Here is a 13,634-nt window from a genome sequence, read left to right on the forward strand (position 1 = left end):
GGATGGGCGTGATGAACCGGTTTATGAATTTCTTGGGATTGCAGGATGAGGAAGAGGTTGTGGAGCGTGAAGTGCTTGCCGCACAGGACGAGCCGGTGGAGCCGACGCCGTTCGAGCAGCGCAAAAGCCAAAAGGGCGGCAATATCGTCAGCATCCATTCCCAGAAGAATGTTAAGGTAGTATTAGTCGAGCCTCGTTCATATGATGAAGCACAGGAGATTGCAGACCATCTCCGATCCTTCCGGACCGTCGTCGTGAACCTGCAGCGCGTCCGCAACGATCAAGCGCTGCGCATCATTGATTTTCTTAGCGGGACGGTGTACGCGCTGGGCGGAGGCATATCGAAGGTAGGCGGCAATATTTTTCTGTGCACCCCGGATACGGTTGAAATCCAGGGCTCCATCTCGGAGATATTGGCAGACGAGCATGACTATACGAGAATGAGGTGACCTAGACTTTGTCAGTGGAAATTTTCCAAATTGTACGTACGCTGTTCCAAATCTATTTTTATATGATTTTGATCTATGTGTTAATGTCATGGCTTCCGAATGTGAGGGAGAGCTTTGTCGGGGAGCTCCTGGGCAAGCTCGTGGAGCCGTATCTGTCCCCGTTTCGCCGGTTTATTCCGCCGATCATGGGCATGATCGACATCTCCCCGATCATTGCATTATTCGTCCTGCAGCTAGCCGAGCGGGGAGTTTATGCTATTCTGGAATTCTTTCTTAGCAGGTGACGAACGATGAAACCGGGCATCTATGAGCATTTTCACCAAGACGAGCGCGAGTTCGTCGACCGGGCCTGGGAATGGGTCGCCAACGCAGGACAGTATCACGAGGTGAAGCTGACGGACTTTCTCGACCCTCGCCAACGCTTCATTCTGGAGACGCTTGTGAACCGGCACCCTGACGTCCATGCCGCTTTTGAGGGCGGCTATGCGGATGCCGAGCGGGTACGCGCAATCATTGCGCCCGATTACCGCGAGCTGGACGGCGAAGACTTCAAAATCAAGGTGCTCAGCATCACGTCGGGAGATCAGAAGCTCCTGGAGCTCGAGCACGGGGATTATATGGGCTCGATTCTCGGCCTCGGCATCAAGCGTTCGAAAATTGGAGATATTCATGTCATCGAAAGCGGATGCCATGCCGTCGTATCGGAGGAGATCGGCTCTTTCCTGAACTTGAACCTGAGCCAGGTGCACAGGGTGCATGTGATGACTGAGCTTCTGCCGATGGACAAGCTGCAGGCAGCCGAGACGAAGCTTGAAACGATGGACATTACGGTATCCTCGCTTAGACTCGACGGCATTGCCAGCGATGCACACCGGATCAGCCGGACGAAGATCGTCGTTCCGATCAAAGCCGGACGGTGCCGGGTGAACTGGAAGGTAGAAGAGGATCCGTCAACCAATTTAAAAGAAGGCGATGTCGTCTCCATACAGGGAATGGGCAGATTTGCCGTACTGGAGATCGGCGGCCTGACGAAGAAAGGGCGGTACCGTGTCAAGGTTGGTAAATATGTCTGACCTTTGAAGGAATTGCCGTTTTTTTGTCGAAATCATTTAGGACGTACATTCAAAATGCGGAATGAATTGCCGATAAATCAGAATGACCGCTATTGTCCTCATGGACGGGTGGTCTGGCTTATACAGCGGATAAACCGTCTTGTGAGGCCCATATATTTAGGAGGTGCACACCATGCCATTGACACCGCTTGATATACATAACAAAGAATTTGCCCGTCGAATTCGCGGTTATGATGAGGACGAGGTCAACGAGTTTTTGGACCAGGTCATTAAAGATTACGAGAGCGTCATTCGGGAGAATAAAGAGCTCGGAAATCAGCTGATGGCGATGCAGGAGAAGCTGGATCATTTCGCCAACATCGAAGAAACCTTGTCCAAGACAATCATCGTAGCCCAAGAGGCTGCCGATGAGGTAAAGAATAATGCGAAGAAGGAAGCGCAGCTTATCGTGAAGGAAGCGGAGAAGAACGCGGACCGGATCATTAACGAGGCGCTCGGAAAATCCCGTAAAATTGCGTTGGAAGTAGAAGAGCTCAAGAAGCAGGCGTCGATCTACCGCACCCGGTTCCGTTCTCTTGTGGAGGCTCAGCTGGAGCTGCTGAAGCAGGACGGATGGGAGACCTTAGAAAGCCGCGAACCGAGCCTGGAGCCTAAAGAGGTGTACTAGGCGGGGCGGCCTTGACTTTTCCCCTGAAGTCGTCTATAACTAATATCATATTCTTGATTATGATGAAAATTTGTTGATGGGAACAGTAGGCAGAGGAATTGTCCTTCAGAGAGCCGGCATTTGCTGAGAGTCGGCGGTCAGTCCTGGGCTGAAGATCATCCCGGAGAAGCGAAGCTGAAGCGTGATCGTAACGTGCGTAAGCTGAGCCGTCCGCCGAACGTTATATCGGACCGTGCCGGTAGTTATAGGCATGGACATTGAGGTGTCGCCCGGGACAGTCGTTCACGGCTGGGTTTGCGGGCGGAATTAGGGTGGTAGCGCGAGAACAGGTTCTCGTCCCTTTCGGGATGAGGGCCTTTTTTTATTCCCTTGAGGAACTTTACTCACATTAGTGAAAGGAAGATCTGCAATGAACAGAGTAGACGTGAAAGAGAAGGCGCGGGCCAGAGAGCTTCGCATCCTCGACAAATGGAATAAGGAGAACACGTTCAAGAAGTCGATCGAGCGCCGGGCGGGCAAGCCGAACTATGTTTTCTATGAAGGGCCGCCGACAGCTAACGGTGCACCGCATATCGGCCATGTGTTAGGCCGGGTAATCAAGGATTTCGTAGGCCGATACCAAACGATGAAGGGCTTCCATGTTGTCCGCAAAGCGGGCTGGGATACGCACGGGCTTCCGGTTGAATTGGGCGTTGAGAAGCAGCTTGGCATTTCCGGCAAGCAGGAGATCGAGAATTACGGCGTAGAGGCGTTCATCAAGAAATGTAAAGCCAGCGTGTTCGAATATGAGCATAAGTGGCGCGAGCTGACTGAAGCGATTGCCTACTGGACCGATCTGGACCACCCTTACATTACGCTGGAGAACAACTATATCGAGAGCGTATGGAATATTTTGGCGACGATTCATGACAAGGGGCTGCTGTACCGCGGCCACCGCGTGAGCCCGTACTGCCCTTGCTGCCAGACGACGCTGAGCTCCCACGAAGTGGCCCAGGGCTATGAAGATGTGAAGGATTTGAGTGCAACGGCGAAGTTCAAGCTGCATGACAGCGGTGAGTACATCCTTGCATGGACGACGACGCCATGGACCCTGCCATCCCACGTCGCGCTTGCGGTGAACCCGAATATGGAATATGCACGTGTCCAGCAGGAGGACGGCATCTACATCGTGGCGAAAAACCTGGTGGAAGACGTCATGAAGGGCGAGTACACCGTCCTGTCTACGCTCCAAGGCTCCGAGCTGGTCGGCCAATCTTATACACCTCCTTTCACCTATGTGAAGGCCGAAAAGGCGAATATCGTTGTCGGAGCATCGTTTGTTACGGATGCAAGCGGTACGGGGATCGTGCACATGGCTCCGGCCCACGGGGAAGACGACTACCGCGTATGCCGTGAGAACGGCATCAGCTTCGTAAGCGTCGTAAACGGTCAGGGACGGTATACGGACGAGGTCACGGATTTTGCCGGACGCTTCGTGAAGGATTGCGATCTGGACATCGTGAAGACCCTTTCGGAGAAGGGGCTGCTGTACAGCAAAGAGAAGTACGAGCACAGCTATCCGTTCTGCTGGCGCTGCAAATCGCCGCTGCTCTACTATGCAATGGAAAGCTGGTTTATCGAAACGACCGCGGTCAAGGATCAGCTCATCGCGAACAACAACGAGGTGACCTGGTATCCTGGCCATGTGCGCGAAGGCCGCTTTGGCAAGTTCCTTGAGGATCTGGTGGATTGGAATATCAGCCGGAACCGGTATTGGGGAACGCCGCTGAACGTGTGGGTGTGCGGAACATGCGACGGACAATTTGCGCCGCACAGCATCGCGGAGCTTCGTGCCCAAGCGGTAGGCGAGGTCTCCGAGGATCTGGAGCTGCATAAGCCGTACGTGGATGAAGTCAAGGTGAAATGCCCGCATTGCGACGGCGGCGTCATGGAACGGACCTCCGAAGTGATCGACGTCTGGTTTGACAGTGGATCGATGCCGTTCGCGCAGTACCATTATCCGTTCGAGGATAATGAGAAATTCGCGCAGCAGTTCCCTGCCGATATGATCTGCGAAGGGATTGACCAGACACGGGGCTGGTTCTACAGCTTGCTCGCGGTATCGACGCTGTTTACGGGCAAGGCGCCATATAAGGCGGTTATGGCTACGGGGCATATCCTGGACGAGAACGGGCAAAAAATGTCCAAATCCAAAGGAAACGTCATCGATCCTTGGGAAATCATCGAGGAATACGGCACCGACGCGTTCCGCTGGGCACTGCTTGCCGACAGTGCGCCATGGAACAGCAAACGCTTCTCCAAGGGCATCGTAGGGGAAGCCAAGTCGAAGGTCATCGATACCCTTGTGAACACCCATGCCTTCCTGACGTTGTATGCCGGAATCGATGGCTACAATCCGGCGGAGCATCCATTCAAGGGCTCGGACAACAAGCTCGACCGCTGGATTCTGTCCCGCCTGAACAGCTTGATTCAAGTCGTGGACAAAGGGCTGTCGGTGAACGACTTCTTGAATGCGGCGAAAGCGATCGAAGCGTTTGTCGATGAGCTGAGCAACTGGTATATCCGTCGTTCGCGGGACCGCTTCTGGGGCAGCGGCCTCGGTGAAGATAAGCTGGCCGCCTACGGAACGCTGACCCATGTGCTGCTGACGGTTGCCAAACTGATGGCTCCGTTTACGCCGATGCTGTCAGAGGATATTTTCGTAAACCTTGGCGGCGGAGAGAGTGTGCATTTGGCCGACTTCCCTGAAGCGGACGAAGCGTTGATCGACAAGTCGCTCGAGCAGGACATGGAGACGGCAAGACAGATCGTCGAGCTTGCCCGCAATGTCCGCAACGAGACCGGCATTAAGACACGTCAACCGCTCTCCGAGCTGATTATCTCGATGGATCGCCAATTTGATCTTGCCGGGTATGAGGCGATCATCAGGGACGAAATCAATGTGAAGTCAATCATCGTGGAAACGAGCGACAGCGGCTTTGTTGATTTTACCTTGAAGATGAACCTGAAGGTGGCGGGCAAAAAGTACGGTAAAAATGTCGGCTTCCTGCAAGGCTTCCTGAAGGGCATGAGCAGCGATGAAACGCGTGCGGTCGTTCAGAACGGCGGCGTGAACGTCACTTCGCCGGATGGGGAAGAGCTGCAGATTACGTCGGAAGAGCTGCTGATCGAGAAAAAAGCGAAGGAAGGCTTCGCTTCCGCGTCCGGCTATGGATTGACGGTAGCCCTCAACACCGACATTACGCCTGAGCTTGAGCAGGAAGGCTGGGTGCGCGAGGTCGTGCGGGCCGTGCAAGACACCCGGAAGAAGCTGGACCTCGCGATCGAGAAGCGTGTCAATCTGACGCTGGATACGGATGAGGAACTGAAGGCGGCGATTACGGCATTCGAACAAGTGCTGCGCGAGAATGTGCTCGTCAATGAGCTGCATTTCGGCAAAGCGGGCGATATGGAACGGGTTGAGCTCGGTGGAAAGACAATCGGGATTTCCATTGCTTAAATCCGGTATGAAGGCGAAAGTCCTGATGATTGCGAGATTCCGGATGATTACGAAATTCGGGATGATTGCTTAAATTCGGATCAATAAGACAGGGCAGTATCGCCAAGAGCTTATAATCCTGAACGCGAATCTTTATAAGAACGACAAGACCATGGAGCGGCAAAGCGGCCTCCATGGTCTTTTTTATATTGGAGCCTAAAAGAACTTGTATTGGCTGAACTGGGCAAATGTGAGCGATTGTTCGCACCAGAAGTACCTAAAAGGGACTTGCTCGGTCCAGGGAGGGCGGTTTCCGCACCAGAAGTACCTAAATGCTCTTCTGTCAAGAAAGTAGACACCTCTAAGCTAAGCTATGCACTCGTAATAGCACTGCTCAAAACGCACCGGGGACATATACCCAATCGTACTGTTAGAACGTTTTCGGTTGTAAAAAAATTCAAGGTACCGGTACAGCTTCTGCCCGGCTTCCTCTTTTGTTTTAAACTTAGGTTTGCTGTAAATGAATTCTCGCTTTAGGATACTGTGAAACGCTTCAATACAGGCGTTGTCGTAGCAGTTTCCTTTGCGGCTCATACTGGGCTTCATGTTAAATTGCTTCAACTGTTCACGGTACTCTTTAGCGGCATATTGCGAACCGCGGTCGGAATGGTGAATCAATCCCTTCGGAGGCTTCTTAGCAGCATACGCCATCTTTAGGACATCGAGGGTAAGGTCTGTGGTCATCCGATCGCTTAGCTTCCAACCGACGATTTGTTTGGTGTACAGATCCAGGATGCTCGCAAGGTAGAGTTTCCCTTGGCGGCAGGGGATGTACGTGATGTCAGCGACCCACTTTTCGTTGGGCTTTGTGGCTTTGAAATTTTGTTCCAACACGTTAGGGGCAATCGGGAGATCATGCTTGGAATCGGTCGTAACCACTCGGAACTTACGGGCCATGCATGAACGAAGGCCATGTTCGCGCATAATGAGGCCCACCGTACGTTCCGATACCGTCCATCCTTCCTTCACCAGCTCGTTTCGTATTCGGGGACTGCCGTAGGTTTCATCGGAGTCATAGAAGTGCCATTTCACACGTTCAGCCAGCGTTGCCTTACGTTTTTCCCGTTCAGAAGCTTCAGAGGTACGCCATTTGTAATAACCGCTCCGAGACACGTGAAAGAGAACGCACATCTTCTCCAATCGAAACTCGGAGCGATGATCTTCGATAAACTGGAACCTTAGTTCTTTTCTTTGCTGAAGATGTGCATGGCCTTTTTTAGGATCGCAATTTCTTCTCTCAAATCATCAATTTCGCGTTTCTGATCTTCGATAAGTTGGGTTTGCTGACGTAAGGTTTCCCCATGATTGACAGGCTCGTGCTCGAATGTTCGATACTTTTTGACCCAGTTGCGTAATGTGCCTGGATTAATGTTCAACTCATCGGCGATCTGCTCCAGCGTCTTCGACTGTTCTTGCACGTACTTTACGGTTTCACGCTTAAATGTCTCGTTGTAATGTTGTCTATTGCCACTCATTTTTTTTGACACCCTCTCGTCTGCTTTGTTTCATTATCGTTTTATCACTAAGGGGTGTCCACTTTTTATTCTAGCTGCAAAAAGGGACTTGTTCCGGTCAGAGAGGGCGGTTTCCGAACCAGAAGTACCTAAAAGGGACTTGTTCCTGTCAGAGAGGGCGGTTTCCGCACCAGAAGTACCTAAAAGGGACTTGTTCCGGTCAGAGAGGGCGGTTTCCGCACCAGAAGTACCTAAAAGGGACTTGTTCCGGTCAGAGAGGGCGGTTTCCGTACCAGAAGTACCTAAAAGGGACTTGTTCCGGTCAGAGAGGGCGGTTTCCGCACCAGAAGTACCTAAAAGGGACTTGCTCCGGTCAGAGAGGGCGGTTTCCGCACCAGAAGTACCTAAAAGGGACTTGTACCGGTCAGAGAGGGCGGTTTCCGCACCAGAAGTACCTAAAAGGGACTTGTTCCGGTCAGAGAGGGCAGTTTTCGCACCAGAAGTACCTAAAAGGGACTTGCTCGGTCCAGAGAGGGCAGTTTTCGCACCAGAAGTACCTAAAAGGGACTTGCTCGGTCCAAAGAGGGCGGTTTTCGCACCAGAAGTACCTAAAAGGGACTTGTTCCGGTCAGAGAGGGCGGTTTCCGCACCAGAAGTACCTAAAAGGGACTTGTTCCGGTCAGAGAGGGCGGTTTCCGCACCGGAAGTACCTAAAAGGGACTTGTTCCGGTCAGAGAGGGCGGTTTGCGCACCAGAAGTACCTAAAAGGGACTTGCTCGGTCCAGAGAGGGCGGTTTTCGCACCAGACGTACCTAAAAGGGACTTGTTTGGTCTAAAGAGGGCAGTTTTTGCACCAGAAGCCTAAAAGGGACTTGCTCGAACAACGAAGGCGGTTTTCCCCTCCAGAAGTAACCTCTTGTTTTGGTTCGCTGCCGGCAATCTTTGAAGAATGATACGGTTGCAGCGGACGTATACTATCCATGTATTTTTTGTGGGATGCGACGAATACGACGAGCATGTTATGCACTATTTTGGGAACAAGGGAAACGACTAAGCCCGCAATAGCCGAGGCTGTCCAGTGTATAAGGAGGTAGCGGTGTCATGGCGGAACGCAAGGATACGAAGGATCCAGCGGAGCATGCGGAAATGAACGAGGAGGAGCGCTTGAACGCCATCCACCGGATGCTTACGGATATCGCACAGCAACTTGAAAAGTCGAGGATCGCGGATTATACGCAGCTTCTGAATCGGCCATGGCGGCTGATCGGAACCAACTTGCTGGCGGGGACGGCACGCGGGGTGGGAATTGCGCTTGGGTTTACATTTTTCGCCGCTACGATCATTTATGTGCTTCAAGCCCTTGGCGCGCTAAATCTCCCGATTATCGGGGACTATATAGCGGATATTGTGCGCATTGTGCAGCGGCAGCTGGAGCTTCGGTAAGGCGGCCGGGCATTAGGAGGCTTGGGCGTATGTACAGACCGGCAGCCAGAGGTATTCCGTAAGCTTGCTGCCGGTCCCGCTCACGAGCAATTAGATAAGCGAATCGTCGTCGGACTCCGCATGAGGATCCAGCAGGTAGCTTCCTTCGCCCCGATTCAGGTAGTCGATGTACTGCGGACTGCGGACGATGAACACTTCCGACCCGTCGATGTTGGTGGCCACAAAGTTTTCATACACTTCAACAAAACCGCCCAAATCATCCTCATGCTCAATATCCATTTCGTTATAACTGTCAATATTATTCCCTTCCGCTAAAGCCGGCGAGTTTGAGTTCCCCCAGCTCTCAACAATCTGCCAGGCGTCCTCGCCGTCGAAGGCCGCATACTCATGCTCGTCCATGCTGGACTTGCCGAAGGCGGGAGCCAGCACCTCTTCTTCAACCGGGCGGTCTCTGGAAATTTCCGTTTTCGGTGTATGCTCAACGCAATATTTGGTATCGGGAAGCACTTCAAGCCGTTCATACGGAATCGGCTGACCGCAGGTCTCGCAAGTACCGTATCGCCCGTGATGGATGGCTTCTAGCGCGAAAATGACGCGCTGCAGCTCAAGATCCACCCTGTCCTGAAGCGCAAGGTCCTTCCCCCTTTCGTAGACCTCGGTGCCCAAGTCTCCGGGATGGTTGTCGATATGGGATAACTCGCCCGTATTATCCCGCTCCGATTCGCCGAGCCCATGCTGGTCGTTGTGTACCATCCGTGATTCGAGCTCAGCCTTCCGTTCCATCAGTTTCTGCTGCAGGGTCCTTAGTTGTTCCTGAGTAAGATGCGACATGTTAGGCTCCTCTCCGGTCCGAAGTTGACCTTCTTGTTCTTACCTATATAGTGCGCTGTGTGGGTTCGTTTTACTGACGGAAAATGTTCACCCCATTGGAGAGGAATGGACGTTGTCCGAGCCCCTGTGCTACAATAAGACGAGTTACTGTCCGGTCCTGCGGGGAGCTTGTTGACTCGGGGACGAACCGGCAGATGTAAAGATCGGAGTGACATAAACGAGTGGTATATTATTTGATTGCATTGGTAATGTTTCTTATCGATCAGGGCACTAAATATCTGATCGCCTCGAGGCTGGAAATGTATGAGCAGATCCCGGTTATCGGCAATTTCTTCTTGATTACATCCAGCCGGAACCGTGGAGCCGCATTCGGTATTCTACAGGACCAGCTGTGGTTTTTTATCGTCGTAACGATAGCTGTCGTGGCCGGTATTGTATGGTATCTGCGCAAAATGACGAAGGAAGGCCGCAAATTGCTGCCGACAGCGCTTGCGCTTGTGCTCGGCGGTGCCTTGGGGAATTTTATCGACCGTCTGCTGATGGGCGAGGTTGTCGATTTTCTGCAATTCAATTTCGGCAGCTACACCTTCCCGATATTCAACATTGCCGATTCCTGTATCGTGATTGGCGTTGGCCTGATTATTCTGGATACCATTCTGGATGGAAGACGGGAGAAGCTCAATAAGCTCAATACATCAAGAGAAGTTTCTGGCACGGAAGGGAATGAGTAATGTTGCAGGACGGGCAGCGTACAGATCATGTGGTAGATTCGGACGAGCAGGAGCAGGACGTTCAGGAATGGATCGTCGACGCCGAGTCCGCCAAGACCCGGATCGATAAATACATCACCGATGGACTGGCTGAAGATGTGTCGCGATCTCAGGTCCAGTTGTGGATTGCCGATGGGCATGTCCTAGTCAATGATTCGCCGGTGAAAGCCAATTACAAGGTAAGCCAAGGAGACCGGATTGCGCTGACCATACCGGCCCCATCGGTCGTCGAGATTGTTCCGGAGGATATTCCGCTCGACATTGCATATGAAGACCGTGACGTTATCGTGGTCAACAAGCCAAGAGGGATGGTGGTTCATCCGGCCCCCGGCCATGTATCAGGGACCTTGGTGAACGCACTGATGCATCACTGCAAGGATCTATCCGGCATTAACGGCGAGCTCCGTCCGGGGATCGTCCATCGGATCGATAAGGACACCACAGGGCTGATCATGGCCGCCAAGAATGATAAGGCGCACGCGTCTCTGGCCGCCCAGCTGAAGGAGCATAGCGTGAACCGGCGCTATCTGGCACTGGTGCATGGCAACATCAGCCACGATCAGGGAACGATCGATGCGCCGATCGGCCGGGATCCGCAGGATCGCAAAATGTATACAGTCACGGACCGGAACAGCAAGCATGCGGTGACGCACTTTACCGTTGTTGAGCGATTCGGCGATTACAGCCTGCTCGAGCTGAAGCTGGAGACGGGGAGAACGCACCAAATCCGGGTGCATATGAAATATATCGGCCATCCCCTTGTTGGAGATCCGGTATATGGCAAGAGCAAGGGAATCAAGCTGAACGGACAAGCGCTGCATGCGGCCGTGCTCGGCTTCGTCCACCCTGCAAGCGGACAATATTTGGAGTTCTCGGCACCTATGCCGGAGGACATGGAAGAACTGCTGACGATTTTAAAGAGCCGTTAGCGGTTCTTTTTTTGTTGGTTCCTGCGGTGCTCCCAAAAAAAGATCAAAAGGTCAATGACAGTACAGACGCTGCCGGGGTCAGTGTCCAGGCTTTTTACCCTATTCGGGCAGCCGTTCATACACAGACTTGCGCTATCATTTGGCAATATGGTATATTGTCGATAACTTGAATGAAGGAGGTGAGGCAGGATGAATATCGAGATGGTGAACAACCGTATTAGCCAGCTACCTATGGCAATGGCTGGCATTGTTCATGCTTTTTCCGACAACGGGAGAGGTCTGTCCATTTTTAAGCATACGGAATTCACCATCGAGAAGTCACCTGCCTGCCTGTACGGATGAAGCCTGATTAATCGGGCTGTTTAGTATCCTTAGGTCTCGCGGAGCTTGCTCTGCGGGACCTTTTTGCATTCCGGGCGAGGTCTTCTCCAAAATACGGATTCGGCATGGCTTTATCATTACAGGTCATGCCGGTACAGGAGGAAGCCTAGAATGAATATGATTGATGCACAACAGTTAACTTATTACCACGGCGCCAATCTGGTGCTGGACCATATATCGTTTGAAGTCCGCGAAGGCGAGAAATTAGCGCTGATCGGACGAAACGGCAGCGGGAAGACAACCCTGATGCGTCTTCTGGCCGGAATCGAGCAGCCGAGTGAAGGGCGTTTAGCGATCAAGAAGGATGCAAAGGTAGGATACCTGGAGCAGATTCCAAAGGATACGAAGGATTGGACGGTGTGGGATGTCCTGTCCTACGGCTTGCGGTCTTTGAAGGAATGCAAGTCGGCGATGGCCGAGCTGGAGTCTCGGATGAGCGATCCGGCGGCTGCCGGGGATGCCCAAGAGCTGGAGCGGCTGCTCCGGCGGTATGCGGTGCTCCAGGAGCAGTTTGAACGCGGGGGAGGCTATGAGATGGAGGCGAGCATCGACAGAATCGCATCGGGGCTCGATATTTCCCAGTCGATTTATGATCTTCCATTCAGTGCCTTATCGGGCGGGGAGAAGACCCGGGTGATGCTGGCTTCCCAGCTTATCGTGAAGCCTGATTTGCTCCTGCTTGACGAGCCGACCAATCACCTGGATTTGCGGCGCACCGAATGGCTTGAATCATTTTTGCGTGATTATTCCGGCACCTGTGTCGTCATCTCGCATGATCGGTACTTTTTGGACCGCGTGGCGACGCGAACCATAGAGCTGGAAGACGGGGAGGCCTTTACGGCCGCTGGCGGCTATACGGCTTATATGGAAGCGAAGGAGGCAAGGCTGCTCCAGCAGTTTGAGCAGTACCAAGAGCAGCAAAAGATCGTCAAGAAGATGAGGGAATCGATTCGGCAGCTGGAAGAGTGGGGACGGATCGGCGGAAACGAGAAGTTCTTCAAGCGGGCTGCCTCGATGCGCAAGGCACTGGAGCGGATGGAGCCGGTCAAACGGCCGGTACTGCAGCGCAGATCGGCCGATTTTGACCTGAATCCTGAGGAACGGACGGGACGCCGGGTGGTGAGCTTTGAGCAGGTTGTTCACGCTTATGGTGATGAGCCTGTACTGCATGGCGTATCGGGGCTGTTGGAATTTGGGGAGAAAATCGTGCTCATGGGGGCGAACGGCAGCGGAAAAACGACACTGTTCCAGGTGCTGCTCGGCAAACTCACGCCTGCTCAGGGCTCCGTTGAGTTGGGCGCCCGCGTGGACGCAGGTTATCTTGCCCAGGAAGAGAAGCCGGAGAATCCGCAGGAAAGCGTCCTCGAATTCTTCCGGCAGCATGCCGGGATCGGTGAAGGGGAGGCACGCGGCAAGCTGGCCCGTTTCCTGTTCTACGGTCCGGCGGTTTTCAAGGCGGTGGGCCAGTTATCCGGCGGGGAATGGACGAGGCTGAGGCTGGCTGTGCTGATCCATCGAAAGCCGAATCTGCTGCTCTTGGATGAGCCGACCAATCACCTCGATATCGAATCCCGGGAGGCGCTGGAGGATGCTCTGCAGGAATTCACGGGCACCATTCTTGTCATCTCCCACGACCGGTATTTCGTCAATCGGATCGGCGAGAAGATATGGGAGCTGGAAAAAGGCCGTTTGACTGCCTACTTAGGGAGCTACGATGATTTCCGTGCCAAGAAGGAGCAGCTTGCTTTGGTAAAAGCGGAAGGAACCTCAAAGACAGAGGCAAGCGATCCGGTGAAGCAGCTGGCGCAGCAGCTGTCCGCCGAGGATCGGCGCAGAAAGAAAGCTTCAACGGCTGATTCAATTATAGAGCCGTCTGCTATGGACCGAATGAAGCGGTTGGAGAAGGAAATCGCGGAGCTCGAAACGCGAATCCAGCGTCTGGATGAAGCGATTGAAGGAGAAGCTAATCCGGAGAGCGAGGAGGACTTCGCAACATTGGAGGAACGCTGGAAGGAGCGGGAGTCTTTATCGGCGATGCATGACCGTCTGCTGGCAGAATGGCTTGAGCTCTCGTGATGCTGACGCATTTTCCCAATTAG

13 protein-coding genes and 1 other annotated feature are annotated in these 13,634 nt (G+C 53.1%); of the genes, 10 read left to right on the forward strand and 3 right to left on the reverse strand.

Annotated features, from left to right (window positions below):
- The first annotated feature begins 2 nt into the window (after window positions 1-2).
- The 5 genes from NST08_RS09155 to ileS all read left to right on the forward strand — a co-directional run bounded on the left by NST08_RS09155 (window position 3) and on the right by ileS (window position 5,688).
- Window positions 3-449 (forward strand): cell division protein SepF, encoded by a 447-nt coding sequence (locus NST08_RS09155; protein ID WP_341341697.1) that lies wholly within the window; start codon window positions 3-5, stop codon window positions 447-449.
- Window positions 450-457: 8 nt separating this feature from the next.
- Window positions 458-733 (forward strand): YggT family protein, encoded by a 276-nt coding sequence (locus NST08_RS09160; RefSeq protein WP_007129481.1) that lies wholly within the window; start codon window positions 458-460, stop codon window positions 731-733.
- A 6-nt stretch (window positions 734-739) separates the two neighbouring features.
- Entirely contained in the window at window positions 740-1,522 is a 783-nt protein-coding gene (locus NST08_RS09165) for a YlmH family RNA-binding protein (protein WP_007129482.1), read from the forward strand.
- A gap of 172 nt (window positions 1,523-1,694) precedes the next feature.
- Window positions 1,695-2,189 carry a DivIVA domain-containing protein gene (locus tag NST08_RS09170; RefSeq protein WP_007129483.1) on the forward strand — a complete coding sequence of 165 codons (495 nt, stop codon included), beginning with the start codon at window positions 1,695-1,697 and terminating at the stop codon, window positions 2,187-2,189.
- 64 nt (window positions 2,190-2,253) lie between these two features.
- Window positions 2,254-2,533 (forward strand) — a binding site (T-box leader).
- Between the two features lie 65 nt (window positions 2,534-2,598).
- Window positions 2,599-5,688 carry an isoleucine--tRNA ligase gene (gene ileS, locus NST08_RS09175; RefSeq protein WP_007129484.1) on the forward strand — a complete coding sequence of 1,030 codons (3,090 nt, stop codon included), beginning with the start codon at window positions 2,599-2,601 and terminating at the stop codon, window positions 5,686-5,688.
- A 345-nt stretch (window positions 5,689-6,033) separates the two neighbouring features.
- Here the strand turns inward: ileS and NST08_RS09180 are convergent, their stop codons facing one another.
- The gene (locus NST08_RS09180; protein ID WP_341342622.1) at window positions 6,034-6,894 is read right to left on the reverse strand and encodes an IS3 family transposase; all 861 of its coding nucleotides are present in this window, start codon (window positions 6,892-6,894) and stop codon (window positions 6,034-6,036) included.
- 11 nt (window positions 6,895-6,905) lie between these two features.
- Window positions 6,906-7,202, reverse strand: a complete 297-nt coding sequence (locus tag NST08_RS09185; RefSeq protein WP_007131733.1) for a transposase — start codon at window positions 7,200-7,202, stop codon at window positions 6,906-6,908.
- 1,080 nt (window positions 7,203-8,282) lie between these two features.
- Here NST08_RS09185 and NST08_RS09190 point away from each other — a divergent pair.
- Window positions 8,283-8,624, forward strand: coding sequence for a DUF5665 domain-containing protein (locus NST08_RS09190; RefSeq protein WP_007129485.1), 342 nt, complete (start codon window positions 8,283-8,285; stop codon window positions 8,622-8,624).
- 90 nt (window positions 8,625-8,714) lie between these two features.
- Here the strand turns inward: NST08_RS09190 and NST08_RS09195 are convergent, their stop codons facing one another.
- Window positions 8,715-9,455: a TraR/DksA C4-type zinc finger protein gene (locus NST08_RS09195; RefSeq protein ID WP_007129486.1), complete on the reverse strand. Its 741-nt coding sequence runs from the start codon at window positions 9,453-9,455 to the stop codon at window positions 8,715-8,717.
- A 221-nt stretch (window positions 9,456-9,676) separates the two neighbouring features.
- On the opposite strand from NST08_RS09195, the gene lspA reads away from it, so the two are divergent.
- From lspA to abc-f, 4 genes are all read left to right on the forward strand, one after another.
- Window positions 9,677-10,186: a signal peptidase II gene (lspA, locus tag NST08_RS09200; RefSeq protein WP_007129487.1), complete on the forward strand. Its 510-nt coding sequence runs from the start codon at window positions 9,677-9,679 to the stop codon at window positions 10,184-10,186.
- Window positions 10,186-11,154, forward strand: coding sequence for an RluA family pseudouridine synthase (locus NST08_RS09205; protein ID WP_007129488.1), 969 nt, complete (start codon window positions 10,186-10,188; stop codon window positions 11,152-11,154). The genes lspA and NST08_RS09205 overlap by 1 nt, the downstream gene beginning before the upstream one ends.
- A 189-nt stretch (window positions 11,155-11,343) precedes the next feature.
- The gene (locus NST08_RS09210; protein ID WP_007129489.1) at window positions 11,344-11,496 is read left to right on the forward strand and encodes an RAxF-45 family protein; all 153 of its coding nucleotides are present in this window, start codon (window positions 11,344-11,346) and stop codon (window positions 11,494-11,496) included.
- 150 nt (window positions 11,497-11,646) lie between these two features.
- The gene (abc-f, locus tag NST08_RS09215; RefSeq protein WP_007129490.1) at window positions 11,647-13,611 is read left to right on the forward strand and encodes a ribosomal protection-like ABC-F family protein; all 1,965 of its coding nucleotides are present in this window, start codon (window positions 11,647-11,649) and stop codon (window positions 13,609-13,611) included.
- Window positions 13,612-13,634 lie beyond the last annotated feature (23 nt).

It is taken from the genome of Paenibacillus sp. FSL K6-1566 (genome assembly GCF_038050475.1).
In the GTDB taxonomy this organism is placed as follows: Bacteria; Bacillota; Bacilli; order Paenibacillales; family Paenibacillaceae; genus Paenibacillus_AQ; species Paenibacillus_AQ lactis.